Consider the following 24,922-nt stretch of genomic DNA (forward strand, 5'->3'; position numbering starts at 1 on the left):
GCAGCACGGACGCAGAGATGCAGCAATTGGTTGTGTTCCCGTTTCTCGTCGACTTCGCATGTCGAGACGGCTATTGCCAAGCGAAAACCGTTCGCCACAATACAGAAAGGCTGTTGCATAACCATGATTCGCATAGTTATGCAACAGCCTCAGAACCTGATGAAACCGCCCTTACTGCGCCAAACCTGAAGCGCGCACGGCTTCGAATCCATGCTCAAGATCGGCAAGAATATCATCGATGAATTCGGTACCTATCGACAGACGGATGGTGCCAGGGTGAATGCCTTGGCTATCCAATTCCTCAGCGGTTTCCTGAGAGTGAGTAGTGGATGCAGGATGCACCACCAGGCTTTTCACATCCGCAACGTTGGCGAGCAGGCTGAACAGTTGCAAATTATCGACGAACACTCGTGCAGCATCCTTGCCACCCTTGATTTCGAAGGTGAAAATCGAACCGGCGCCGTTAGGGAAATACCGCCCGTAGAGGCCATGATCAGGTCGGCTCGGGATCGAAGGATGCGAGACGGACTCAACCTCAGGCACGGTTTGCAGATATTCGACTACCTTCAACGCATTCTGGACATGACGCTCGACGCGCAGTGACAGCGTCTCGGTTCCCTGCAGCAGCAGCCAGGCCGCGAAAGGACTGATGCAGGCGCCGGTATCACGCAGCAGGATGGCACGTGCACGGGTGACGAAAGCGGTGCCGCCAAGGGCCTCGTAAAAATTCATACCGTGGTAGGAGGGATCCGGCTCGGTTAAGGTCGGGAATTTGCCCGGTACCGCAGCCCAGTCAAAGTTACCGCCTTCCACAACGACACCACCAAGCGTTGTTCCGTGCCCACCGATGAACTTGGTTGCGGACTCGATCACGATATCGGCACCATGCTCGAGGGGACGGAACAGATACGGGGTGGCGAAGGTGTTGTCCACGAAAACCGGCAGGTTATGGGCATGAGCAAGCTCGGCAATGGCCTCAAAATCGACAAGGTCCGCATTAGGATTACCGAAGGTTTCAAAATAAATGAGCTTTGTGTTTTCTTGGATGGCGTCTTCGAAGTTTTCCGGATCAGCAGGATCGACGAAAGTGGTGGTGACACCGTCACGAGGGAAGGTGTGGCGCAACAGGTTGAAAGTACCACCATAGATATGCGAAGAAGAAACGATGTGATCTCCAGTCTGCGTGATATTTCGCAAAGCCGCTTCGACAGCTGCTGCGCCACTTGCCAAAGCGAGCGCCGCAGTGCCTCCTTCCAGTGCAGCGATACGTCTTTCGAATACATCCTCTGTGGAGTTGGTCAGACGCCCGTAAATATTACCCGGATCGTTGAGAGAGAAGCGCGCTTCGGCATGATCGAAATCATGGAAAACATAACTGGTGGTCGCATAAATCGGCACGGCCCTGGCATCGGTGGCAGGATCTGCTTCCTCCTGCCCCACATGCAGCTGCAAGGTTTCAAAATGATAGTTTTTCGCTGTGTCTTCAACGCTCATGGCATCTCCTTCATGGATGGAATGTTGCATACGCTACTGCTTGATTTCGAGCGTAAACCAGAGCAATGGCTTCCAGCAAGGGCAACGCTATCCCAGAAATCTATAGCTGGTTGAAGGACTCAATTTTCTCGACATTTTCACGGCGGAACATTTGGTTTCAGACAGCGGTCGTTCAAGAACAAAACAACACCCCCAATTCGAAGGACGCCAAGCACGGATGAAATCGATCAAAAGCAACAGGTTCACACACCGAGGATGCGCAAAGCAATAAGCCCCCGTCAAGCAGTAATTCCCACTAATCCGCGGACGAATTGATGCATGTTTCCGCCGCCGGGTCTAGAGTCGATGGGAGCGACGCGACGGACAACCTGCCCGCCGACGGACGCCAATATTATTCATAGACTTTCTGAAAGGTCATGAAATGCAAGAAAATACAACGCTCTACCAGCGTGATCCCAACTATATTCCGCGCGTTGCAGCAGTGCACGACATGTGCGGCTACGGCAAATGTTCGTTGAGTGCGGCAATTCCGATTCTTTCGGCGTGCGGCTGCGATGTGTGCCCGGTGCCCACGGCACTGTTCAGCGCACACACGAAGTTCCCCGAATACACGTTCCACGACACGACGAATATGCTTTCCGGATATCTCGATGCATGGCAGAGCATCGGGGTGGATTTGGATGGCATATACTCCGGCTTCCTTGGATCGGCCGAGCAGGTCGACACCATCAAACGCATGTATCGCGAATATCCGAAGGCCCTGCGGCTCGTCGACCCCGTGATGGGCGACGGTGGGGAGATGTACCCCACATATTCGCAGGAAATGTGTGATGCGGTCAAAACCCTGGCCAAGGATGCCGACATACTGATGCCCAATCTCACCGAAGCCGCCATCCTTACCGAACGAGACTACCCCGGACAGAACCTGAGCGATGACGAGGTGACCGAATGGATCGAGGCGCTGCTTGATTTGGGCGCGAAAAACGTCGTACTCAAGGGCATTGATCGCAATGACGAAAAGTTGCGCAACTACGTAGGCAGCGCCGCAGCGGGAGCTTCGGCCCGAGTTGAGCTGGCGCACAGCAAGCTTCCTTATATGATTCACGGTACCGGTGATGCCTTTGCCTCGGCACTATGCGGCGCGGTAATGACCGGCAAAACGCTGGCAGAATCAGCTCAAGTGGCCGGTGAATTTGTTCGTCATTCTATGGAGTCAACATGCAACCAGCCCGATTTCAAGCGCCGTGGAGTCAGTTTTGAACTTAATCTCGATGAGTTGACCGGACTCGTGGGCTGATATTTCCAAGTGTCATCATCTTCGATATGCCGCCGTCCAGCATAAGCTGGATACAATAAGCAGTTGCACGACAAAACCCTGTCAATTAGCACCGTGCAACGGCAACTTATGCTGCACTCAGCGGCATATCGAAGCGCGATAAACGCTCCGCATCTGCCGCTACACGCCAGAACGTTTCTTTCACACGGCTCCCCTCCCAAAAAGACCCTTCCGTTCCACTTCGGTATCTGATGTAACAAAACACACTTGCCGCACACCGCAAGAGTTCGACTTATGAACCTCGGTGAGGAACAATGCACCACCTCATCCACAATTCCAGTAAGCTGTGACCAAGTTATCCCCAAAATGACAAGCGTTCGACCACAGCACCGGTTTTTGTCACGCTGAAAACATGAATCATGATTGACTCGGGTTCATGGATAACAACATTGCATCAGTACAACAACTCACAAAGCACTACAACACCAAGGCCAGCGTGGAACCAAGTGAAGATACCGAGGAAAACTCACTTGCACAGCTTGAACAGAAGCTCACCGCACCAGCCCTGTCAAACAAGCAGCTCGGAGCAGTCGGTGAGCAATATGCCGCCGCTTGGCTCGGAAAACTAGGATGGCAAGTTCTGGCGAGGAACTGGAAAACACGGTTCGGCGAGCTAGACATCATCATGATCACCGACGAACATATTGTCGTGTTCGTCGAGGTCAAGACACGGCGAGCACGGCGCTTCGGAACCCCACAGGAGGCCATCACTTCCCATAAGCAGGCTCATCTGCGTCATGCCGCAACCTTATGGCTTGCAGGGCCAGGAAAATCCGTTTATCGAACCGGCATTCGTTTCGATGCCATGTCCATTCACCTTGAAGGAAATACGCCAAAGGTCCAGCACATACCGGGGGCGTTCTGATGCCCATCGGAACGGCGATGTCTGTGGGCCTAGTCGGCCTGAAAGCGAACGCAATCCAAATGCAGGCCTTTATCTCGCCAGGGCTGCCGTATTTTTCTATCATCGGACTGCCGGACGCCTCATTAAGCGAGGCGCGCGAGCGCGTCAAATCGGCATGTCAAGCCAGTGGATTCAGTTGGCCAGAGACGAGAGTAACCGTCAACCTCTCCCCTGCATCCCTTCCCAAGCGCGGATCATCGCACGATACCGCCATCGCTGTGTCCGTGTTGAGTGCGGCCAACGTCATTACGCATAATTGCCTTGAAAATACCGTGGTGCTCGGCGAGCTTAATCTGGACGGTTCAGTGCTGCCCGTAACCGGCGTGCTTCCCATAGCGCTCTATGCACGCAAACACGGCATTGAGCGCACCATCGTGCCGCAGCAAAATCTGGAGGAAGCTCAGCTGGTTGAAGGACTCAATGTTACAGGAATACGACACCTCGGTGAGCTCATCGAACTGATGGGCGGCGACGCCAAATATCGAATCAATCGATCCGGTCTCGTCTCCGGTCAAACAGCCGACGATAAAGCCGGTCTTGCACCGACGTTGGGTGACATGGCCGAGGTCATTGGTCAGGAACGCACCAAATGGGCACTCGAAGTGGCCGCCGCAGGCGGTCATCACTTGTTGATGACCGGACCACCGGGATCCGGCAAGACAATGCTTGCCTCACGCATGCCCGGCATCATGTCCCCACTCGACGAGCAGGAGCAGCTTGAAGTGGCTTCTATCCGCTCGCTATGCGGAACACTGCCAAATTATGGCATCACCGACATTCCGCCATTCGAAGCACCGCATCACACCTCCTCCACCGCTGCACTGGTGGGAGGAGGGTCAGGCATTGCCGTCCCAGGAGCCATTACACGAGCACATCGCGGTGTCCTGTTCATGGACGAGGCACCCGAATTCTCGCCACGTACACTGCAAACATTGCGAGAACCGCTGGAATCAGGGTATGTGGCACTGTCGCGTTCAAAAGGAACGACATATTATCCGGCCAATTTCCAGCTCATCATGGCGGCAAATCCCTGCCCCTGCGGTTTTGGCTATGGCGACGGTTCACGTTGCACATGCAAGGAGAAGGATCGCATACGTTATTTTTCAAGACTTTCCGGACCTATTCTCGATCGCATCGACATCCAGGTGGAGGTACCGCCGGTGGAACGTCTCACGGTTCAGAATTCCGAAAAACAGATTACAAGCGCGCAGATGCGAAAAACAGTAGAAACCGCTAGACGTACGGCGCAAGAGCGTTTCACTGAGAGTCACTGGACTTGCAACGCGCAAGCTTCAGGAACCTGGCTACGGGCAAACACCTCCAAAGCCGCACTTGCTCTCATCGATCAAGCCCTCGAACATGGACGTCTGAGTCTGCGTGGAGCAGACAGAACACTGCGATTGGCATGGACATTGGCAGATCTAAGCGGCAAGACCTCACCTGGCCGTGGCGAAATGATGCAGGGAATCGCCTTACGAACAAGGGAATAGACATGAAGGAAGAGATATCAATAGATACATTGTCCCATTGCCCAACGAATATTGGGACACACATCCAGGCATCCACCTCTTCTCAAAACGCATCGTCTCTGATCGAGTCGCATCAAACAGTATCATCGCAGCAGCAGTCCGTTGCTGCACCAACTCAGGAGCAGAAAACCCCAACGACAATCGACGATGAAACGCTCGCACGAGCCGTGCTTACCTTCTGTATCGACAACGCAGACGCACTGCTATTCGCCACAATCAAGGGAGCAGGCGATGCCGCTACCGCATTGCACCTCATCGCGCAATCTCCATCGAGCGCGAGCAATCGTCGGCTCGATGAAGCTTTCGCCACCGGAACGGCACGATGGGGACGCAAAGTTGATTCGCGTGGTATGAATTCGTTTCACCTCAGACTGCAACACTGGCGGAAACGACTCAGCCAGCTGCCGTCAAACGATGCAGATGCACTCAGAAGATGGCTTAGTGCGGATGGTACACAATGGATCATTGGACCCTTTAGCCCCTACTGGCCCACTCACCTTAATGATCTCTCCATTAGAAAAGACTGGGCCACACCATTGTGTCTGTGGGGTATTGGCGACGCGTCCGCGTTGGTGAGCTGCTCCGAACCACTTGCGATTGTTGGATCACGAGGCGCCAGCGATTATGGCCGCTACGTTGCCAAAACATTGTCCAAAAAAGCAGCCGAACAAGGGCATCTTGTGGTTTCGGGTGGCGCATTCGGCATCGATGCCGCAGTTCACGCAGGTGCATTGGAAGCAATGGATAACATTGGTGAATCCGAAAGCGGCAGGACAATAGCGGTATTCGCCGGAGGTCTGAATCATATCGGCCCAGAACGCAACCGTTCCCTGTTCAATAGAATCATCTCAGGCAAGGGGGCGCTGATCAGCGAACTGTGTCCAGATACCATTCCTGAAGCCAGAAGGTTTCTACTGCGCAACCGCATCATCGCGGCCATCGCTTCAACCGTCGTTGTGGCCCAAGCACGCAGCAGATCCGGTGCCCTGAACACCGCCAATTGGGGAGCTGAACTAGGCCGTGAAATTTATGCCGCTCCCGGAGACATCAACATTCCCAGCAACACGGGATGCAACCGGCTTATCCGTGACCATCGGGCCGGCATTCTCACATCCGCACACAACATCGAAGAAATCTGCCATCAAGGGCATTCCCCCCAGTGCGCATCTATTGGCACGAATCCGACTGAACGACATGACGAACCCTCAATTCCTGCGACTAGACCAACCAGCTCGCAAAAGGAAATACTTACTGCGATACGCAGCTGCAGCAAAAAAGGCGTCACCGCCACACATGAAGCCATTCTCGCCACACTCAACACACCTCATCAAACCGGCAACAAGCAAGCATCCAAGGCTTGCAACACCGACAGAACACCTCCCGAACCATGGGATGTCGTCAGACTGGAAAGCGAATTGGGCGAGATGGAGCTGCTTGGATTCATAGAACCCAAATACGGCACGATCCGCATCACAGCGGCAACCTGTCACAGAAAACACCGACAGGGAAATACTAACGAAATGAGATCTGAGCCCAAAGATTGCCACATTTAACGGCGATGAACATGAAACCCATCAATGACAAGGCATAATAAAAATGCATCAGGCAGCACCGAAAATGCACCCATTCCCGACTGTTTCACTCCTGCCATTGGCAACGCTGCAAATCTACCAGCCATCCCTCAGATCCGGTGTTCTCTCGATCAGCGGCGGGAGGTACAAATGACACACCTTCATCCTCAAGCAGAGCCCGCTGACGATCAGGTCCACCGAATGCAAATCCCGGAGCCAATGACCCATCACGGAAAACGACACGATGACAAGGAATCACCCCGGGCTCGGGATTCGAATGCAAAGCATAACCGACGAACCGTGCATTGCGTGGGTTGCCCGCGAGCGCCGCCACTTGACCGTATGTTGCCACTTTGCCTTTTGGTATGCGCCTGACTACCTCATACACCCGTGTGTTGAATACTCCAGCCATGCCTTTAATGGTACTCGACACTCTGCGCAGACGACAAGAGCGACAACCATCTCCTGCATCTACTCTTGCCGACCTTGTGACATAATCGGGAGTATGAGTCCAGAGCATGTTGAAAAGATGTATGACGCCGTAATCATCGGTGCCGGTGCCGCCGGATTATCTGCTGCATTAGGGATATTGCAGTCCGATGAAGCCAAAGAGATGAAAGCTTCTGGCAACAATCCCAAGCTGCTGGTCATCTCGAAGCTACAGGCGTTGCGCTCGCACACCGGTTCCGCAGAGGGCGGCATCGCGGCAAGTCTGGGCAACATTGAGCCGGACAATTGGCGCTGGCATTATTTCGACACTGTCAAGGGCGGCGACTGGCTATCCGATCAGGACGCCGCCGCAATACTTGCCCAATACGCTCCGCAGACCGTCGTCAATCTGGAACGTCGAGGCGTCGCATTCTCACGCACTCAGGACGGCCATATCGCCCAGCGCAAGTTTGGCGGACATACCAAGGATTACGGCAAAGGTCCGGTGAAGCGAACAGCATATGCAGCCGACCGCATCGGGCATCAGATTCTTTACACACTATGGCAGCAATGCATCGGTGCCAGAGTGCAGTTCGCCGAAGAATGGTATGTCACCGATTTGGTGCTTGACGACAAGAAAGAAACAGCTTGCGGCGTTGTCGCCTTCGATACCCACACTGGGAAAACCCATGGGATTGCCGCGCGAAATGTTCTTCTGGCCACCGGTGGCGCCGGACGCCTGTTCCGCACAACTTCGAACTCATGGGATCTGACCGGTGACGGCATGGCATTGGGACTTAAGGCCGGACTCCAACTTGAAGACTGTGAATTCGTGCAATTCCACCCCACAGGCCTGGCACACACCGGCATCCTGCTCTCCGAGGCATCAAGAGGCGAGGGCGGAATTCTGCGCAACGCAGACGGCGAGGCATTCATGGAACGTTATGCGCCAGAACACAAAGATCTGGCGGCACGTGATGTGGTCAGCCGCTCAATCATGGCCGAAGTCGATGCAGGACACGGAATAGCGGACCCTAAGGATCCGGACGGCCCCAAGGATTGCGTGTGGTTGGACATGACAGGCATCGATCAGGATCACATGCAGGAAGTGCTGCCTCAAGTGGTGGAGACCATACGCGATTACGCTGGCCTTGACCCCAGCAAGGATTGGATACCCATCAAACCCACAGCGCACTACACCATGGGCGGCTTGCCCATTACGACAGAAGGTGAAGTTTACCGTTGGATCGACACAGAACGCCATGTCATCAACGGTCTTTATGCCGCCGGAGAATGCTCCTGCGTGAGTGTTCACGGTGCAAATCGATTGGGAGGCAACAGCCTGCTTGATGCGTGCCTGTTCGGTACAAGGGCGGGCGAGGCAATTGCGCGGCATCTGAACCCGGACGACTCCTCAGAAGACCTGATGCCGGACACCGCCACCGTCGAGGAAACACAAGCATACAACCCCTTGGAAGTGAAGGTGAATGAACGCAAGCGTCACATCCAGCTGTTGCTGCAACAATCCTCACACACACACAACGCAGCAGAACAAGCAAACAACATCAGTCTCGACAAAAATCAGACCGACGCTACCGACAGCACGACCTCACCCACTCATCAGGCCGCAACCAAGCAGAAAACTACCCCAAGGTCACCGGTCAATACCACTCAATCAGAAAACAGTAACGACGACAACCCCTATCATCTGTTGGCCGATCTCGGCATAACGATAGAACGTGCAGTTGCGGTGCGGTGCGACGCCGAAACGATCGCCAACGCACAACAAACCATTGTTAATGAACTGGTACCTCGTGTTCAAGCACTGCACAGTCACTCCGAGGCTCCGACTTTCAATCAAGAGCTGACCGCGATATTCGAAGCCGAAAACCTCATCGAACTGGCCCAGGCGGTACTCAAAGCCTCAGCTGCAAGACACGAATCGCGCGGCGCATTCACCCGTACCGACTTCCCCCAGCGCGACGACCAACACTTCCTGAGCCATTCTATGACCGACGAAACAGCAGACGTGACATGGCAACCCGTCCATATCATCGATATGCCGCCGCAGTCACGCGCATACTGATAGAACTTTAGGCGGTGAACAATTAACCCAACTGGGCACGGTTTATGGCAGACTTGCAACAACACAAGCAATGAGGGCAACGACGATGAGCGATGATATAGCACAGGACACAACGGTAATTCTACGAATCCACCGGTTTACTCCTAAACCGGAAACGAAACGAACCCGTCGTCGTCCATCAAGCCCGTTCGGGAACAAATCCCGAAACAGCAATCCGTTCGCTTCTTCACACCCGCAGCGCGGCATCAAAGGTAATCGTTTCACCCAGGACTACACTATCCAGCCACGCTCCGGACAGACCGTGCTTGATTGCCTGCTCTCCATCAAACGCGACTACGACCCCACACTGGCTTTCCGGTATTCGTGCGGCCATGGCGTTTGCGGATCAGATGCTGTGTCGATCAACGGAACCCCCACGCTGCTGTGCACCGCCAAAGTCGAGGACTACGCAAAGTCCCAGGTTCAACCCAGCAATGCCGGAAACGTAGACGAAGGTTTCCGACATACAGGCAATATCACCGGCACTGCGATTTCAGACAACTCAAGCGCATCCCAAGTCGGCAACACCGAACAAGCAGGCGATGTAAACCGAATCGAGTCGCACTTACCCACCATCATCGAAGTTGCCCCACTGCCCGGATTCCCCGTACTGCGCGACCTTATCGTGGACATCGACCGAATGATGGAACAAATCGCCAGACTCCAGCCCCACCTAGAAGCCGACGGCAAACTGGCCAAAACCAGCGATGGCAAAATCGACATGTTCGAATACCTACAGCACCCCGAAGAGCTTAAACGCTACGAGCTTCTGAGCAACTGCATATCCTGTGGCATATGCGAGGGGAGCTGCCCTGTCTATGCCGGAGGCGAGGCATTCGTTGGTCCTGCCGCATTGGTTGCAACATCGCGTTTCGTCAACGACTCACGTGACCGGCTCACCGGGGAACGACTTGAAGCAATCGCCACCGACGATGGAATCATCGCCTGCCAATCCGTTCGTGCCTGCAGTCGTAAATGCCCCCGCGGCATCGATGTCGGCGAGGAGATGTGGCAGCTCACGGAACAGGTCAAAAGTCATCAGGTCTAGCCCATAACGACAAATTCTTCAGCTCATCGCTGTCGTATGCGATACAGTGACTCCCTCATTGGGTTTTGGCAATTGTTGCCGTATTATAAAGACCAGTAACCGGCAGCATCCGTACAACAAATTGTGGAGCGAAATCATGGACAAACCATCATACACAAACATGGCTAAGGTGTGGCAATACGCCGAAGCCCATGCTTCGGAGCTTGAAAGCGAAACCTTGCGCAAAGCACGCACGGACGCCGAGGAAGCCGGACTGCCGCAAGGTTCCGCGGCTCAGGCTCAACTCCTGAACTTTATTACCCACACTTTGAACGCCACATCGATTATCAACGTGGGCACAGGTGCACTTATCGACACGATGCAACTGGTCGAAGGCCTGCACGGCGCAGGACAACTGACAGCTGTCGATTCATCGGCGCGAGGGATCACCATGATACGCAACTTCTTTGCCGAAATCTCAGACACAGCGGACAACAAAACTACCCTGCGTGCCGTCAACACCTCCCCCGCGGTTTTTCTGCCCCGTCTGAACGCAGGCACCTATGACCTGATCGTCGTCTCAGGAGTCACGTCCAACTATGCACCATCGTTCGAACAGGCTGCAAATCTGCTGAAGACCGGCGGACGCATCATCTTCACCGACATGTTAGGAGTGGCATCTCAAGATTCTGACAAGCCCAACGCCATGAACACACTACTGACGGACGTTGAGGAAGATGAGCGTTTTGAGCAGGTGCTGACACCGACCGGAACAGGCATGCTTATAGCAGCCAAACGCTGATTGTCGTTCTGGCTTCTCTGCGCAACAAGTCACTCCAGTGACGGGTATTGTGCTGTTTAGGCAGACAACGATACATTCCTGCAGAACAACACCCTTGCCGACTTCATCGATTCATCCCGTCGATTGCAAACCGCACCGCTTCCTCGGGGTCATCGGTAAAATGCACCTTTTTCAGGTCATTCTCATCTATTAGACCTCGCTCAAGCATGGGTCCACGAGCCCAGTCAAACAGCCCCTTCCAGTAGACGGTATCGAATAAGACCACTGGTTTGGGCGATGTTTTGCCAGTCTGCACAAGAGTAAGAATCTCGAACATCTCGTCAAGCGTGCCGAAACCGCCCGGACAAACAATAAGAGCCGACGAATATTTGACAAACATCATCTTACGCACAAAGAAGTAACGGAAATTCATTCCGAGATTGACCCACTGATTCAACCCGTCCTCGTGCGGCAATTCAATGCCCAAGCCCACCGAAACACCGCCAGCCTCGGCAGCCCCACGGTTTGCGGCCTCCATGATGCCAGGTCCGCCACCTGTGATGACAGTGACGCCGTTCTGTGCCGCCAATTGACCCATCCGCATCGCCTGACGATATTCAGGCTTGTCCTGTTTTATCCGAGCCGAGCCAAACACACACAACGAAGCCCCCAAATCCGCAAGCGCATCAAATCCTTCTACAAACTCCGACTGAATACGCAGCACCCGCCAAGGGTCACTATGACGCCAATCCTTGACGTCGCGCACCGATATGGGATGGTCGGCGTCTCTCGAACCATAAGAACTTTGAACGGCTTCCTGATTCTCACCGTTCATGCGAGCGGTGCTTGTCGCAAGTATACGGCAACTGGCATCAGCAGCGGAAAGCAAGGCATGGTCCGGCGTCTGCTCGGGAATCATCGACCCACGCATCAGCACAGATCCACTTCGATGCGTCTCCCACTGACTTGTATCTGCAGCACAATCATTCACATCCGTCGAGCGATTCGAATCAACCAACTCGTTACCACTTGCTCCGGCCTGATACTGATGAGCTTCCTTATTGACCACCATTGCGCCTCCTGTCTGCATCACTGGGGATGCTCCTCCCCGCATGACAAGCAAAAACAAAAAATCCGCGGAGTACTATCTACCGCGGATGCATTCTGTGCGCGCGACAGGATTCGAACCTGCAACCTGCTGATCCGTAGTCAGCTGCTCTAATCCATTGGGCTACGCGCGCAGCATTGTCAAAACAATTTTGGCAACGTGACTAGGATACACGACGTCACGCGATTGCGCCACTCCAGCGAGTCTTCACCGACAGCGAACTTTCCGACACCATAACTAGTACATGTTTCAGTATCTTCGATCCGTCGTCGTCTTCCATGCCAACCCCTCCAAAGTAGGTGTCGCATTTCATTGCTTCCCCAAACCGTTTACTGCCTGACATGTAAATGCATTACATTTTGTGCGGTGGCTACGTTATTCTTACCATGTAATACATTTGCTCGCGATGGCCCAATTGCCGGAGTTCACGCGGAGATCCAAGGGAGTGGCCATGAAAGGGACACGCCACAGGACCATCACATACAAAGCTATGATGCTACCATTTTATTCTGCGCATTCGCACCCTCTGCCCTTGCAGAGACTGACGGTAGTCCAGTGAGTCCCACCATCCAAGATTCCCCTTCCCAAGATTCGCCCTCCGAAGGCAGCGATTCACGTAACGGCACGAATGACATTGGCCCCAGATAGCCACTCGCGGAGACCCCGGTACACACACGGGATACGGTCCTTACGGAGGCTCACTCGTGTGGAACGAGCATGTAGACGGCGACGACTGTGTCCTCGAACTCGTCTCAGGCACCATACCCAACCACGGCACAGGCCCATACGACTGGATGAATGCCCCATGGTACCAGAATAGCGACAGCATAACGAAGTTGGTGGTGGACGACAACCCCGCCGATCCCGTCACCCTCGACACCAACAGCAGCTACGGCCTATTCTGCCGCATGTCCAATCTACGTTCAGCGGACGTGCGCAACCTCGATACCCACAATGCCACAAGCCTTCTCTGGATGTTCACCGGTTGCGTGAATCTTACGCAATTGGACGTGACCCCGAGGGACAACAAACGGAACACCAGCAACGTCACTAACACGCAAGACCTGTTCAGCGTCTGTACCTCGCTGAAATCAATCATCGGTATCGAACAGTGGAACACCGGCAAGTTCAGCACGACGCTTTCCATGTTCCAACAGGACCGGAGTTTGGAGTTCTTGGACATCAGCGGAAACGGATGGACCACCAGACAAGTAACCGACATGCGAAGCATGTTGGAAGGATGTCCCATACTTCAAAAAATCAAAATCAACCCAAATACCATCAACCTACATCAGGCATTCACAAGCTGGGTTAACAACTCTTCACTATCGGCGCCAGCATACTCGGACACAACCGGAACACAGAAGATAATCGGAGCTACCTCATCCACCATCACCACGACCACACCCACATGGTTGTATTCGAACCAGAACGTCCGTTACGACGCCGGAGGCGGTACCCTTGGCACCACAATGTCGGACCGGAACTGTGTCCGGCCAACCCGTATGCACGGATACCACCAAACCAGGCTATCGCCACACCACAGCAAACGGCACCGGCACCACCTACCCACTGACCAGCAACGTACCATTTGTGCCATTCACTACACAGAATAACGGAATCATCTGGTACGCTATCCCCTACGTGCGTGTAGCGGACAACAATATCGTCCTCTACCCAGTGTGGGAACCAGTGACTCGCGTCATCAGCAAGATCACGCCCAAAACCGACGGCAGCGTGGAAATCAAAGGTACCATGCCCGGAGGTACCGCGCTCGGAGACACTTTCACCACGACCCCCTACACGGTACAAGCCGGAGGAACCCCCGGTACCACCAGTACGAACGGAGCACCCGATAGCGTTCCTACCGCCCCGTGGACCGGCAGCTGGACCAGCAGTACCAACCCATACACCAGCCTTCATGGCCGTACCATCAACGCCGACCAAAGTGTAAGCCTGTGGCTGACCAGCAGACTCAACAACGGACTCAACCAAAGCGCTGAGTCCACACGCGCACGATTCACCATCGACACCATCGCCCCCGCTGCACCCGGACTGCATCTCGGCGGACGCACCGCGTTCAGCGGCACGGGTGTCAGACAGACCATACAGGGAACCGTACGCGCCTACGATAGTGTCAGCGCACCCGCCGGAGGCCGGAGACAAGATCACCGTCACATGGTCTGACGGCACCACCACGACCATCACCAGCGGCACTGGCGGCTCTTCATCGTCGATGCACCTGCAGGCATCATACTGGACGGCAGCCAGAACGCCACCGTAATCATATGGGACCAAGCAGACGGAGATGGAGCCGACGGACACCACCCCGCCTGATACAACAACACAGCCAACCAAAGCCAAGCCTTTAACGTGCAACTCCTACCGGCGATGGTCAACCTACCCGAGACCGGAAATTCCAGCCAACGAACATGGGCAATCGCACTTGGCACCACAGCCGCACTGGCCCTTGTCACCGAAGTCCCCCTCCAATACTACGCACGACGCAAGCACACCATCCGTCGAGACTGAACCCATAAACAAATCGCAAGATTCCCTCGCAGACCAATATTCCCTCATCAAAAGCCCCGAGAACCGCGACATGAAACTTGGAGGCAATCGGGTATCGACCGGGACGAATTCCCGCACCCATACCAGAGCAACCATGCGCCAAGACCATCGGACACACATTCGTGGCCAGTATCTTTTGTTTTAACCTGTACCGTGAAGATCGGAACCGTTAGACATGATTTTGGCCGATGTCACAAATCTATACGGTAAGTTCCATACGACAAGAAACGCACGTGTGATTTGTTTGAAGTAACAAAACCCCTCAGGAGCTAAATTCCCAAGGGTGAAGTGCGCGCGACAGGATTCGAACCTGCAACCTGCTGATCCGTAGTCAGCTGCTCTAATCCATTGGGCTACGCGCGCAGTGTTAAAATCTTTGTTTTTAGCAACTCATCCACTATAGCCCATCTCATCAATTCACGCAAACATGCCGTGTCGCACATGAATATTCCCGACAACGAGCCATCTCATCCCCGTTGTTCAATTGCACGCTTTTCGATTCGACGAGATGAACGGGACGACATAGCAGTCGAAACCACCATCTTCGGAACGCCTTCGCCATTAACGGCTGAGGCATCAACGATAACCTGTCGAACATCACTCATTTCCGGCAGTTGGAACATGGTTTCTTCCAACGTCTTTTCGATGATTGAGCGCAACCCGCGCGCACCGATTCCCTCGTTGATGGCCTTCGCGGCGATAGCCTCGACAGCCTCTTCGGTGAAGGAAAGTTTGACCCCATCGACGGCAAACAACTTACAATATTGCTTAATGAGCGCATTGGCGGGCCGTACAAGAATGTCTCTTAAATCCTGCTCAGTGAGCTCATCGAGCACGCTGACCACAGGAAGTCGACCAATGAATTCCGGCAAAAGGCCAAAATCAGCGAGATCGTCGGCAGCTACCTTGCGCAGCAGCTCGGCAACGGGCTGATCGTGTGCCCGCAACGTTGCGGTAAAACCGCTTTCCTGCGCACCAAGACGCTTGCGCACAATGGATTCAAGACCGACGAACGCCCCACCACAAATGAATAGAATGTCTCTCGTATCCATCTTAACGGTGTTCTGGTCACGATGTTTGCGTGTCCCCTCGCCTTCGAGCGGCACAGAAGCGATGGTGCCTTCAAGAATCTTCAATAGGGCTTGCTGGACGCCCTCACCACTCACATCGCGGGTGATCGAGGTGCTTTCCCCGCTTTTGCGAGCTATCTTATCGATTTCATCGATATAGACGATGCCATGCTGGGCACGATCCACATCCCCATCAGCGGCCTGCAGCAAACGCTGCAACACACTTTCAACATCATCGCCGATATATCCGGCTTCAGTCAACGTGGTTGCATCAACGATAACGAATGGTACGTTCATCACACGGGCCAGCGTTTGAGCAAGATAGGTTTTCCCGACACCTGTCGGCCCAAGCAACAGAATATTGGATTTGGCCACCTGGACGTCAGCCAACGGGTCCTTGCCCCCCGTTGCAGAAGGGCCCCCACTGCGCTTACCGTTGCCGGCAACAGATTTGTGTGCCGTTTCGGACGTCGCTGCCGCTTTACCCATTCCGGCCCCAGTAACGCGCCCGCCTCCGTCTCGCTCCATGTTGACGCGCTTGTAATGGTTGTAAACGGCCACGGAAAGAGTACGCTTGGCCTGCGGCTGCCCCACCACGTATTGGTTCAGATAAGCGTAAATCTCAGAGGGTTTAGGCAGGTTCAGCGCATCGATTTTCACATCTTCGTCGTTTTCATCATTAATCAGGTCGACGCATTGGGCAATGCATTCGTCGCATATTGCTGCACCCTGACCGGTAACCAGTTTGCGGACCTGGCGTTCACTTTTCCCGCAGAATCCGCAGCGTGGAGAGGAATCGTTATAATCCACCACGTCGCCCATGCCTTCTCCTTACCGCTTCGAGCACATTACATCCCGACCCGGTTCGGGTTTCCCCGCCAGGTTCATGTTCATCCCAAGTACGACGATACCCCTTACGCGCGAACGCAAGGGGTATCTCGCCTGTTGCCGGACTATCAGAGTACGACGGCCGCATGTTTACTTGCGGTTGGCGAGCACCTCGTCAACCATGCCATAATCCTTGGATTCTTGAGCCGTCAGGAAGGTATCGACCTCAATATCCTTACGAACACGCTCCTCCGGCTGGCCGGTATGCTTGGAAAGCGTTTCTTCGAGCCATTCGCGCATACGCAGCATTTCCTTGGCCTGAATCTCGATTTCGGTTGCTTTACCGAAGCCTTGGTCGATGGCAGGCTGGTGGATGAGCACACGAGCGTTAGGGAGCATCAGACGCTTGCCCTTCGTACCGGCAGCAAGAATGACTGCCGCAGCTGAAGCTGCCTGGCCGAGACAGACGGTCTGTACATCGGGCTTGATGTATTGCATCGTGTCATAGATGGCAGTCATGGCGGTCATTGATCCACCGGGAGAGTTGATGTACATCATTACGTCGCGGTTCGGGTCCTGGCTCTCCAGTACGAGAAGCTGAGCCATGATGTCGTCGGCGGAGGTATCGTCCACCTGCACGCCCATGAAGATGATCCTGTCCTCAAACAGGCGGCTGTATGCATCCTGCGTCTTCATGCCATACGGTGTCTTCTCGCTGAACTGGGGCATGACATACCGATTCTGCGGCACAAATCCGGCTACACCTCGTGCACCGGCGAGACGCTCGGCTCGTGCTACAAACTTCGCTTCTTCACTTGCCATGTTCACTCCCCGTCCTTCGTTGCACTCATGGTGCCCGGCGTGGTCACGATCTTGTCGAAGAAACCATACTCCAGCGCCTGCTGCGCCGTGAACCAATGATCGTACTCATTGTCACGATAGATCTCTTCAACGGTGTGACCGGTCTGCTCGGCGGTCAGTTGCGAAAGGGTCTTCTTCATATCCATGATCAGCTCGGCATTGATACGCACGTCAGTGGCAGTGCCGCCAATGCCACCGGAAGGCTGGTGCATCAAAATTCGGGCATGGGAAGTGGCAAACCGCTTGCCCTTTGTGCCACTGGAAAGCAGGAACTGGCCCATGGAGGCCGCCATGCCCACAGCAACCGTGGCGACATCAGGTTCAATCAGCTGCATGGTATCGTAAATGGCCATACCCGCGGTGATGGAACCACCAGGCGAATTGATATACAGCCAGATATCTTTCTTTGGATCTTGGGCTGCAAGCATCAACATCTGGGCGCAAATGACGTTGGCGTTCTGGTCCTTGACCTCATCGCCAAGCCAGATGATACGTTCTTTAAGCAATCTATTGAAAATCGGATCCGTCATGGAGGGGACAGAATCCTCCCCTTCATCCATCGACGGCGTAGATGTCAGTAATCCTGCCACCATATCTCCTTGATATTCACGTTTTATTATCGTTTAAGACATAGTACCGCGACTTATACGACAGCGCTTTCTTTTTTGCGCTCAGAACGAGAAAGAAACCCGCCAAACCCCTTGGAAATTAACGTCGACACGGCTACGCCAACAGCGACCGGAACAAAGAACTCCATTGGAGCCCTCGTCAGTTCCATGACCAGGCACATCGCCATGAGCGGAGCCTGCTGCGATGCCGCTAGCAACGCGGAAGCACCTACGAGCGCGCATGATGCAATCGTGTCACTGGGACTACAAACAAGCCACAGGATGCCAAGCAGCGCACCCAGTACGGCACCTATGGCAATACCGGGCTGCAAAACACCACCGGATGCACCGGAGCGGATGGTAGCCAGCGTGAGCACAGCTTTGGACACCAATAGGGCCAACAGCATCGGCACCACGGCCGCAGCCTGTTCTGAAGTGACCGAAAAGGCGTACTGTGCCATGGAACGTCCATTGCCCATAACCTGGGGCAGCCAAATCGCCACGATGCCAGTCACCAAAGCGGTCAACGGCATCATCCACAGAATGCCGGCTTTCTTGGGTTTGCTGCTCTCTGCCCATTGCGAGCCTTTGCGAAACAGCAGTCCTGCGATGCCGCAGGTCACGCCAACAATAACAGCGAACACCATTAAAGTCCAAGAGGGCGTTACAGATCCACCCATGGCTTCCATGCCATAAAACGTACCATGCTCACGAATAGAGGAAGCAACATAAGCCGATACCGACGACGTGCCGAGCGCCAGAATGACGGTTTCGACACTGATATCACAAAGCAGAATTTCAAGCGCAAAAAAAGTACCGGCGAGTGGCGCATTGTAAACGCCAGCGAGACCTGCGGCAGCCGATACCGCCACAACAGTGGTACGTTGCTTTTCATCAATCGCATGAACGAATTGCGAAAACCGCTGGCCCAACATCGCACCAAACTCACGAGGCGCCACTTCACGACCAATGGATGAACCAGAACCAACGATAATGATCTGAAGCAGAACGTGGGCAGCGGTCTGCCATAGCGGCATTTGCTCTCCCGATACCGCCTGCTTAACCGAGGGGACTTTGGTGGTTTTGGTGCGCAGCAGCCACCATACCAATGCTGCGAACACAGATCCTCCGACCACCGAGACAATCCTGCGCCATGACGCAACCTGATAGGGACCGGGATTTGCAGGACCCTCAACATAGCCCAGCATCAACTTCTCGACACCGCCGAGCATCAGACCCAGTAAACCGGAGCTTATGCCGACGACACCGCCCAGCAGGAATATGATTGCCACATTCACACCCAACTGCTTCAGCGTGTCATTGTTTTCCTGTTTCACCAGCAACTCCGACTCTCTACCACAACCTGCATGGAACATCTCTCATCTCTGACTTTAATCTCCATGACCGATATCGCGGATGATCGAACCGGCAGGCACCGCACGGACGGACTCCTGAATACCCCTAGGTCAACATACCCAAAGTCAATGTGCATCGCAAAACGAGAGGTCCCGCTTTTACTTCCAAGCGTGCAAGATCATTGAAAACACCACGCCAACGAAAAAGGGAGCCGAGGCTTGCCCCGGCTCCCTAAATGACCTTCTATCGAAAATCAGTCCCCGACAGAAATCGTCATCCGCAAATCACTCGGCTTTGTCCTTACCGGAAAGCTCGTCAGCAACTGCAGCAGCAGCGGAAGCTGCCTCGATGCTTTCGCTCTCTTCGGCATCCTCAAGAGCTTCATCCTCACCCAGGAACGGGGTCAGATCAAGGTCCTTGCCTTCACAAGTAAACTTGACGGCACGCATACCGGCAAGAAGACCCTTCGAACGTCCCACTTCCTGAACAGCGCTGCCAAGCTGACCGTTCTGGACAATGGCATTGATGAAGGCGCTTGGATCCATGCCGTACTGTTGGGCGATGGAAGTGAGGAAGTTGGTAACGTCCATCTGCGAAACCTTGACATCAAGCTGTTCAGCCAAGGTATCAAGTACGATCTGGTCCTCAAGTTCCTTATCTGTAGCCTCTTCGGCTTCCTTCTTCTGCTCGTCGGTAGCCTTGTCGGGATCAGCGGTGAGCTGCTTGAGACGATCCTCAATCATGCTCTTACGCACACCGGAAGGCAACGGAATCTCGATGTCCTTCTTCAGAGCTTCGATAAACACATCGCGCGCTTCGTTGGCCTGGCGACCTTCGCTGTCACGCTCGCAAGCCTTGCGGATATCCGCCTTGAGCTCATCAAGGGTATCGAACTCGGAAGCTTCCTGAGCAAAGTCGTCGTCAAGCTTCGGCAGTTCCTCGGTTTTTACGCTGTTGACCTTGACCTTGATCTGAGCTTTCTCACCCTCGTGCTCGCCGCTTTCCAGCATGCCTTCGAAGGTGGTCTCTTCACCTGCGGACAGACCTTCAAGCGCTTCATCGATACCGTCGAGCAGCTTGCCGCTGCCGAGCTCGTAGCTCACACCTTCCTGGGAATCGACGGACTCGCCGTCAATCTGCGCGTCGAGGTCGATATTGGCAAAATCACCCTTCTTGGCTGGGCGATCAACACCAACGAGGGTGCCGAAACGCTGGCGAAGGTTGTCGAGACGCTTGTCGACGTCTTCATCGCTGACCTCGGTCTTGGCGACCTCCAAGGTCATTCCCTCGATCTTCGGAAGCTCGATTTCCGGACGACGCTCAACAGTGGCAATGAACTTGACCTTGGTATCGTCGCTAGCGCTGGTCGGCAGTTCCTTGACATCCAATTCAGGCTGAGCCATCGGGCGGATCTTCTTCTGCTCAAGAGCCTTGGAGTAGAGCTCCGGAACGGCAGTGTTTACGGCTTCGCCGGCAACAGCGCCGAAACCGACGCGCTGGTCGACGATCTTGCCGGGGACGTGACCCTTGCGGAAGCCCGGAATGGTGATCTGCTTAGCAATCTCCTTGCGAGCCTGATCAAGATAGGGGTCGAACTCTTCCGGGTCGACGGTGACGGTGAGCTTCACCTTGGTGGGCTCGAGATTCCTCACGCTGATTTTCACGCTAGTGCTCCTGACGATTATTCCAACTACTTCTGCCCTTAGGCAACCCTTATATGATAACCCGACTTACGGACTCTGCAACCAACTTAATCTGCCATTCTCGTGCACCTTGCTCACGCAGAAATGCGGGAATGTCAAGCTCGGTCGCATCGTCTTGCCAACACAGGTTACGAATGATCTGAGGTTTAATTATCACATCCGGCGGAGTGTGCGTATCGTGACCGATTCGGACAATAACGTCGCGCACTTGACCAAGCCGATCAAACCTGTCGGGATGATGACTCGCCCAGTATTTCATGGAACGCGGCGCGTTGGTCTGAGACTCGGCACATGGAGCGGCCGGCTCCGGCCATTGATCGGGCTTTAATTCCAAGGCTTTCTGGATGGTGTTTTTCCAAACGTTTGACTTAACAGAACGCTGAATCGGTGCATAACGCTCAAACATCTTGTCGCGTTCATTGCCCATTCGGATACGCACACGCTCGTTGAGAATCCGGATGGCGCGAAACTCTCGAGCATTATGAGGCTTTTTCTGGGCCGCCTCAATAATGGCGGCGTCGCTGAGTAGGAGTGTCGGCGCGATATCGTATTTACGAGCCAGTTCGTCACGTTTCTCCCACAATGCCTTGGCAACCGCCTGCCCCTGCCTATCGTGACCGAGAACCGTGAAATGCGAGATGCGCATCCACGGCACCGGATGCTCCCGCCGCGGGGCGGTTCCTTGAGCAAGGACATATGCGAACTCCTCTTCAGCCCATTCGCTTTTTCCGGCTCGGTCAAGATCATTGCGCATCTTGTCTTCAAGCTCAATCAACAATTCGACATCAAGCGCCGCATAATTACGCCAATCGCGAGGCAACGGACGATAGGACCAGTCTACGGCGGAATGCTCTTTGGCCAGCGTGATACCGAGATAATGCTCGGTAACTGCCGCCAAACCGAAACGTTTCAGCCCCAACAGCCTAGCAGCTACTTCGGTATCGAAAAGCCGGCTAACCGTCATGCCCAAATCGATGAATCCCGGAAGGTCCTGCAGAGAATCGTGGATAATCCAAGTTGCATCGCTAACAGCACGGCTAAATTCTCCCCAATCGGCACCGGCGGCATTCAAAGCCATGGGGTCAAGAAGAACGATACCGGAACCTGTGCGCTTGAACTGCACCAACCAATCCTCATGCCCGTATCGATAACCCGACGCACGCTCCGCGTCAGCCGCTAGCGACCCCTTGCCGGCAGCAAGCCTGCCACAAGCCTCATGGAACCCATCAAGCGTGTCGATGACCCCAGGAACGCCTTCACGCGGCTCCGCCTGCAATCGTGGCTCGCTCAAACCGGACTCCTACTTCCATCCACCAACGCAATGCACAACCATGTCCGCACCACAAAGCCTTGCAAACCAGCCTTGCAGTAAACATAGTCATACCTCAATCCGGCGTCCACCATAGCGCAAGGCTTGGGCAGCGCCGCCAGTGTTGCGCATTAACTGTCAAGAACAGCGCAATGGCCGACAGCAAGGACGAATCAAACCAGCTGCTTAAGCCGATGGCTTTGCATAGGAATCGCCCAACTTGGCACAATTCGTAAGAACCGACAGCACGAACAGCGTGATTCACTACGTCTCATCGCTATTGATTCGAACGCACCACTTCCATGAAACGCGGTCCGTAAAGATGCAGCTTGTTCTCCCCCACACCGTTGACCGCAAGAAACTGAGCATCTGTCACTGGCTTGATGCGGGCCATGTCATGCAAGGTCTTGTCGGAAAACACGATATAGGGCGGCTTACCGATTTCTTGCGCTATGGTGCGTCGCAACTCGCGGAACTTTTGGAACAGCGCCTCGTCGTCCTCGTTGAATTCAACCTCATCACGGGACGCTTTTCCTGTGTGTGAAACCGAACCATTTTCAGCATCAACGTCATAGGAACCGGACGATTGCTCAACCGATGTTTTGCGTTGAACACGCTTGATTTCATAATGAAAATCAGGCTGAACCGTCTGCGCAGCACGCGGACCAAATCCGACAACCGGTAGCCTTCCTTCCGAAACGGTAAGATAGCCGTCCGTGACCATCTGGTTGATGACATCACGAATGCGAGCGTCCGGTACGTCATGAAGCGCCGCGTAACTAGGAACCCGATCAAACCCTCGGGCAAGGAGGTCTTGTGCCTTGGAACCTCGGAGCACCGATACTATCTTGCCCATGCCGAAACTTTGATGGATGTCATGGACGCAACGGCTGACGGCCCTTGCCACATCGGAAACATCAATGGTCTCGAAAGTGCTTTCGCAATTGAAGCAGTTACCACAATTCTCCTTATGTTTGCAGTCCGAGAAAGTCCCGTCTGCCTTTTTAGCGGCTACGCCTCCATCATCAGTGCCATCGACGCCGACACTGTCCGGATCAGCAAAATATCTGACGATGTAATGATGGAGGCAATCGGTGGTACGACAATATCCGATTATTGCATTCAGCAGACGGCGGTGACTGTGTCGGACGATGTCCCGTTCTTCCGAGGTCAACCACTCGTTTTCTGAACCCATATCCAACAACCGGCGACGCGTTACAATATCGAATTCATTCCACAGCAGGGTGCAACGCCCCGGCTCTCCGTCTCGTCCGGCTCGACCAGCCTCCTGGTAGTACGCCTCGATGCTTTCAGGCATATTGTGGTGAATGACATACCGAACGTTTGACTTGTCAATACCCATACCGAAGGCGTTCGTCGCCACCACCAACGGCACCCGATCGGTGACGAAATCACGTTGCGCACCGTCTCGCGCATCCGCCGACATGCCACCGTGGTAGGCAACAGCACGAAGGCCACGTCGATTGAGCTCATCGGCCAGCGTCTCCGTCTCTTTGCGAGTGGCGCAATAGACGACACCTGATTCATCCGAATGTTTGGCCGCATACTCACAGATCCATGCATTCTTACGCTTGGTGGGCATGTTGATGATATCGAAATACAGATTCGCGCGATCAAAACCAGTGACGGTAATCTCGGGTGTCTTTAACCCTAGCAATCGAACGATATCACGACGCACCTTTTCGGTGGCCGTTGCAGTAAACGCGGCAACGGTCGGACGTGTAGGCAAACTGGCAATAAACTCACCGATTCCCAAATAAGACGAACGGAAATCCTGACCCCATTGAGAAACGCAGTGAGCCTCATCGACGGTAATCAGCGAGATGTTCATATGAGCCGCAAAGTCACGGAAACGATCTGTCTCTAGGCGTTCCGGAGCTACATAAAGCATCTTTACATCACCGCGCCGGGCTTGAGCAAAGACCATTCCCTGCTCATCGATCCCCTGCGTCGTGTTGATGAATGCCGCTTTGATTCCCACGTCGTTCAAAGCATCCACCTGATCGCGCATCAACGAAATCAACGGAGAAATAACGATGGTCAACCCGTGAAGCATGGTTGCAGGCACCTGGTAACAAATCGATTTGCCGGCACCGGTGGGCATAACACCCAGCACATCATGCCCGGCAAGAATCGCATTGACCAAGCCAGACTGACCTTCACGGAAGGAGTCATAACCAAAGTACTGTTTTAACACTTCCAGCGAACCCTGAGCGGGCGCTGACGATGAGGATTGCTTTTCATACAAGGACGACACAGGCTCCATCCCACTTGACAACAAGGACGATGCC

At 54.2% G+C, this 24,922-nt stretch carries 18 protein-coding genes, 2 tRNA genes and 1 pseudogene; 9 read left to right on the forward strand and 12 right to left on the reverse strand.

Annotation, left to right across the window (positions count from 1 at the left end):
- Positions 1-171 precede the first annotated feature (171 nt).
- A complete protein-coding gene (locus tag GA0061077_RS03205) occupies positions 172-1,494 on the reverse strand; it encodes an O-acetylhomoserine aminocarboxypropyltransferase/cysteine synthase family protein (protein ID WP_091847639.1) in 1,323 nt (440 codons plus the stop codon).
- 421 nt (positions 1,495-1,915) lie between these two features.
- On the opposite strand from GA0061077_RS03205, the gene GA0061077_RS03210 reads away from it, so the two are divergent.
- From GA0061077_RS03210 to GA0061077_RS07235, 4 genes and pseudogenes are all read left to right on the forward strand, one after another.
- Entirely contained in the window at positions 1,916-2,791 is an 876-nt protein-coding gene (locus tag GA0061077_RS03210; RefSeq protein ID WP_091847434.1) for a pyridoxamine kinase, read from the forward strand.
- Between the two features lie 415 nt (positions 2,792-3,206).
- Positions 3,207-3,695, forward strand: a complete 489-nt coding sequence (locus GA0061077_RS03215; protein WP_091847435.1) for a YraN family protein — start codon at positions 3,207-3,209, stop codon at positions 3,693-3,695.
- The gene (locus GA0061077_RS03220; RefSeq protein ID WP_091847436.1) at positions 3,695-5,224 is read left to right on the forward strand and encodes a YifB family Mg chelatase-like AAA ATPase; all 1,530 of its coding nucleotides are present in this window, start codon (positions 3,695-3,697) and stop codon (positions 5,222-5,224) included. Before GA0061077_RS03215 ends, GA0061077_RS03220 begins: the two co-directional genes overlap by 1 nt.
- Before the next feature lie 389 nt (positions 5,225-5,613).
- Positions 5,614-6,351, forward strand: a pseudogene (locus GA0061077_RS07235) (DNA-processing protein DprA); the annotation flags it as partial.
- Positions 6,352-6,901: 550 nt separating this feature from the next.
- Here the strand turns inward: GA0061077_RS07235 and GA0061077_RS03230 are convergent.
- Positions 6,902-7,246 (reverse strand): MGMT family protein, encoded by a 345-nt coding sequence (locus GA0061077_RS03230; protein ID WP_183193114.1) that lies wholly within the window; start codon positions 7,244-7,246, stop codon positions 6,902-6,904.
- A gap of 93 nt (positions 7,247-7,339) precedes the next feature.
- On the opposite strand from GA0061077_RS03230, the gene GA0061077_RS03235 reads away from it, so the two are divergent.
- From GA0061077_RS03235 to GA0061077_RS03245, 3 genes are all read left to right on the forward strand, one after another.
- Positions 7,340-9,349, forward strand: a complete 2,010-nt coding sequence (locus tag GA0061077_RS03235) for an FAD-binding protein (protein WP_091847438.1) — start codon at positions 7,340-7,342, stop codon at positions 9,347-9,349.
- 85 nt (positions 9,350-9,434) lie between these two features.
- A complete protein-coding gene (locus GA0061077_RS03240; protein ID WP_091847439.1) occupies positions 9,435-10,436 on the forward strand; it encodes a succinate dehydrogenase/fumarate reductase iron-sulfur subunit in 1,002 nt (333 codons plus the stop codon).
- A 136-nt stretch (positions 10,437-10,572) separates the two neighbouring features.
- Positions 10,573-11,217: an O-methyltransferase gene (locus tag GA0061077_RS03245; protein WP_091847440.1), complete on the forward strand. Its 645-nt coding sequence runs from the start codon at positions 10,573-10,575 to the stop codon at positions 11,215-11,217.
- Between the two features lie 103 nt (positions 11,218-11,320).
- Here the strand turns inward: GA0061077_RS03245 and GA0061077_RS03250 are convergent, their stop codons facing one another.
- Together GA0061077_RS03250 and GA0061077_RS03255 are read right to left on the reverse strand one after the other, a co-directional pair.
- Positions 11,321-12,268, reverse strand: a complete 948-nt coding sequence (locus tag GA0061077_RS03250; RefSeq protein WP_375773970.1) for an LOG family protein — start codon at positions 12,266-12,268, stop codon at positions 11,321-11,323.
- Between the two features lie 95 nt (positions 12,269-12,363).
- Positions 12,364-12,437 (reverse strand) — tRNA-Arg (locus GA0061077_RS03255).
- A gap of 571 nt (positions 12,438-13,008) precedes the next feature.
- Here GA0061077_RS03255 and GA0061077_RS03260 point away from each other — a divergent pair.
- Together GA0061077_RS03260 and GA0061077_RS03265 are read left to right on the forward strand one after the other, a co-directional pair.
- On the forward strand, positions 13,009-13,920 hold the full coding sequence (locus GA0061077_RS03260) for a BspA family leucine-rich repeat surface protein (RefSeq protein ID WP_143249593.1): 912 nt from the start codon (positions 13,009-13,011) through the stop codon (positions 13,918-13,920).
- A complete protein-coding gene (locus GA0061077_RS03265; RefSeq protein WP_143249594.1) occupies positions 13,898-14,491 on the forward strand; it encodes a hypothetical protein in 594 nt (197 codons plus the stop codon). Before GA0061077_RS03260 ends, GA0061077_RS03265 begins: the two co-directional genes overlap by 23 nt.
- A 673-nt stretch (positions 14,492-15,164) precedes the next feature.
- Here the strand turns inward: GA0061077_RS03265 and GA0061077_RS03270 are convergent.
- From GA0061077_RS03270 to recQ, 8 genes are all read right to left on the reverse strand, one after another.
- Positions 15,165-15,238: transfer RNA gene (locus GA0061077_RS03270), tRNA-Arg, on the reverse strand.
- A 104-nt stretch (positions 15,239-15,342) separates the two neighbouring features.
- Positions 15,343-16,767 (reverse strand): ATP-dependent Clp protease ATP-binding subunit ClpX, encoded by a 1,425-nt coding sequence (gene clpX, locus GA0061077_RS03275; RefSeq protein WP_091847443.1) that lies wholly within the window; start codon positions 16,765-16,767, stop codon positions 15,343-15,345.
- A 156-nt stretch (positions 16,768-16,923) separates the two neighbouring features.
- Positions 16,924-17,595, reverse strand: coding sequence for an ATP-dependent Clp protease proteolytic subunit (locus tag GA0061077_RS03280; RefSeq protein ID WP_091847444.1), 672 nt, complete (start codon positions 17,593-17,595; stop codon positions 16,924-16,926).
- Positions 17,596-17,597: 2 nt separating this feature from the next.
- Positions 17,598-18,194 (reverse strand): ATP-dependent Clp protease proteolytic subunit, encoded by a 597-nt coding sequence (locus tag GA0061077_RS03285; RefSeq protein WP_183193126.1) that lies wholly within the window; start codon positions 18,192-18,194, stop codon positions 17,598-17,600.
- Positions 18,195-18,277: 83 nt separating this feature from the next.
- Positions 18,278-19,579 (reverse strand): chloride channel protein, encoded by a 1,302-nt coding sequence (locus tag GA0061077_RS03290; protein WP_234696477.1) that lies wholly within the window; start codon positions 19,577-19,579, stop codon positions 18,278-18,280.
- 303 nt (positions 19,580-19,882) lie between these two features.
- A complete protein-coding gene (gene tig, locus GA0061077_RS03295; RefSeq protein ID WP_091847446.1) occupies positions 19,883-21,262 on the reverse strand; it encodes a trigger factor in 1,380 nt (459 codons plus the stop codon).
- 49 nt (positions 21,263-21,311) lie between these two features.
- Positions 21,312-22,592, reverse strand: a complete 1,281-nt coding sequence (locus GA0061077_RS03300) for an HRDC domain-containing protein (protein ID WP_091847447.1) — start codon at positions 22,590-22,592, stop codon at positions 21,312-21,314.
- 295 nt (positions 22,593-22,887) lie between these two features.
- Positions 22,888-24,879, reverse strand: coding sequence for a DNA helicase RecQ (gene recQ / locus GA0061077_RS03305; protein WP_234696478.1), 1,992 nt, complete (start codon positions 24,877-24,879; stop codon positions 22,888-22,890).
- Positions 24,880-24,922 lie beyond the last annotated feature (43 nt).

It is taken from the genome of Bifidobacterium commune (assembly GCF_900094885.1).
Lineage (GTDB): Bacteria > Actinomycetota > Actinomycetes > Actinomycetales > Bifidobacteriaceae > Bifidobacterium > Bifidobacterium commune.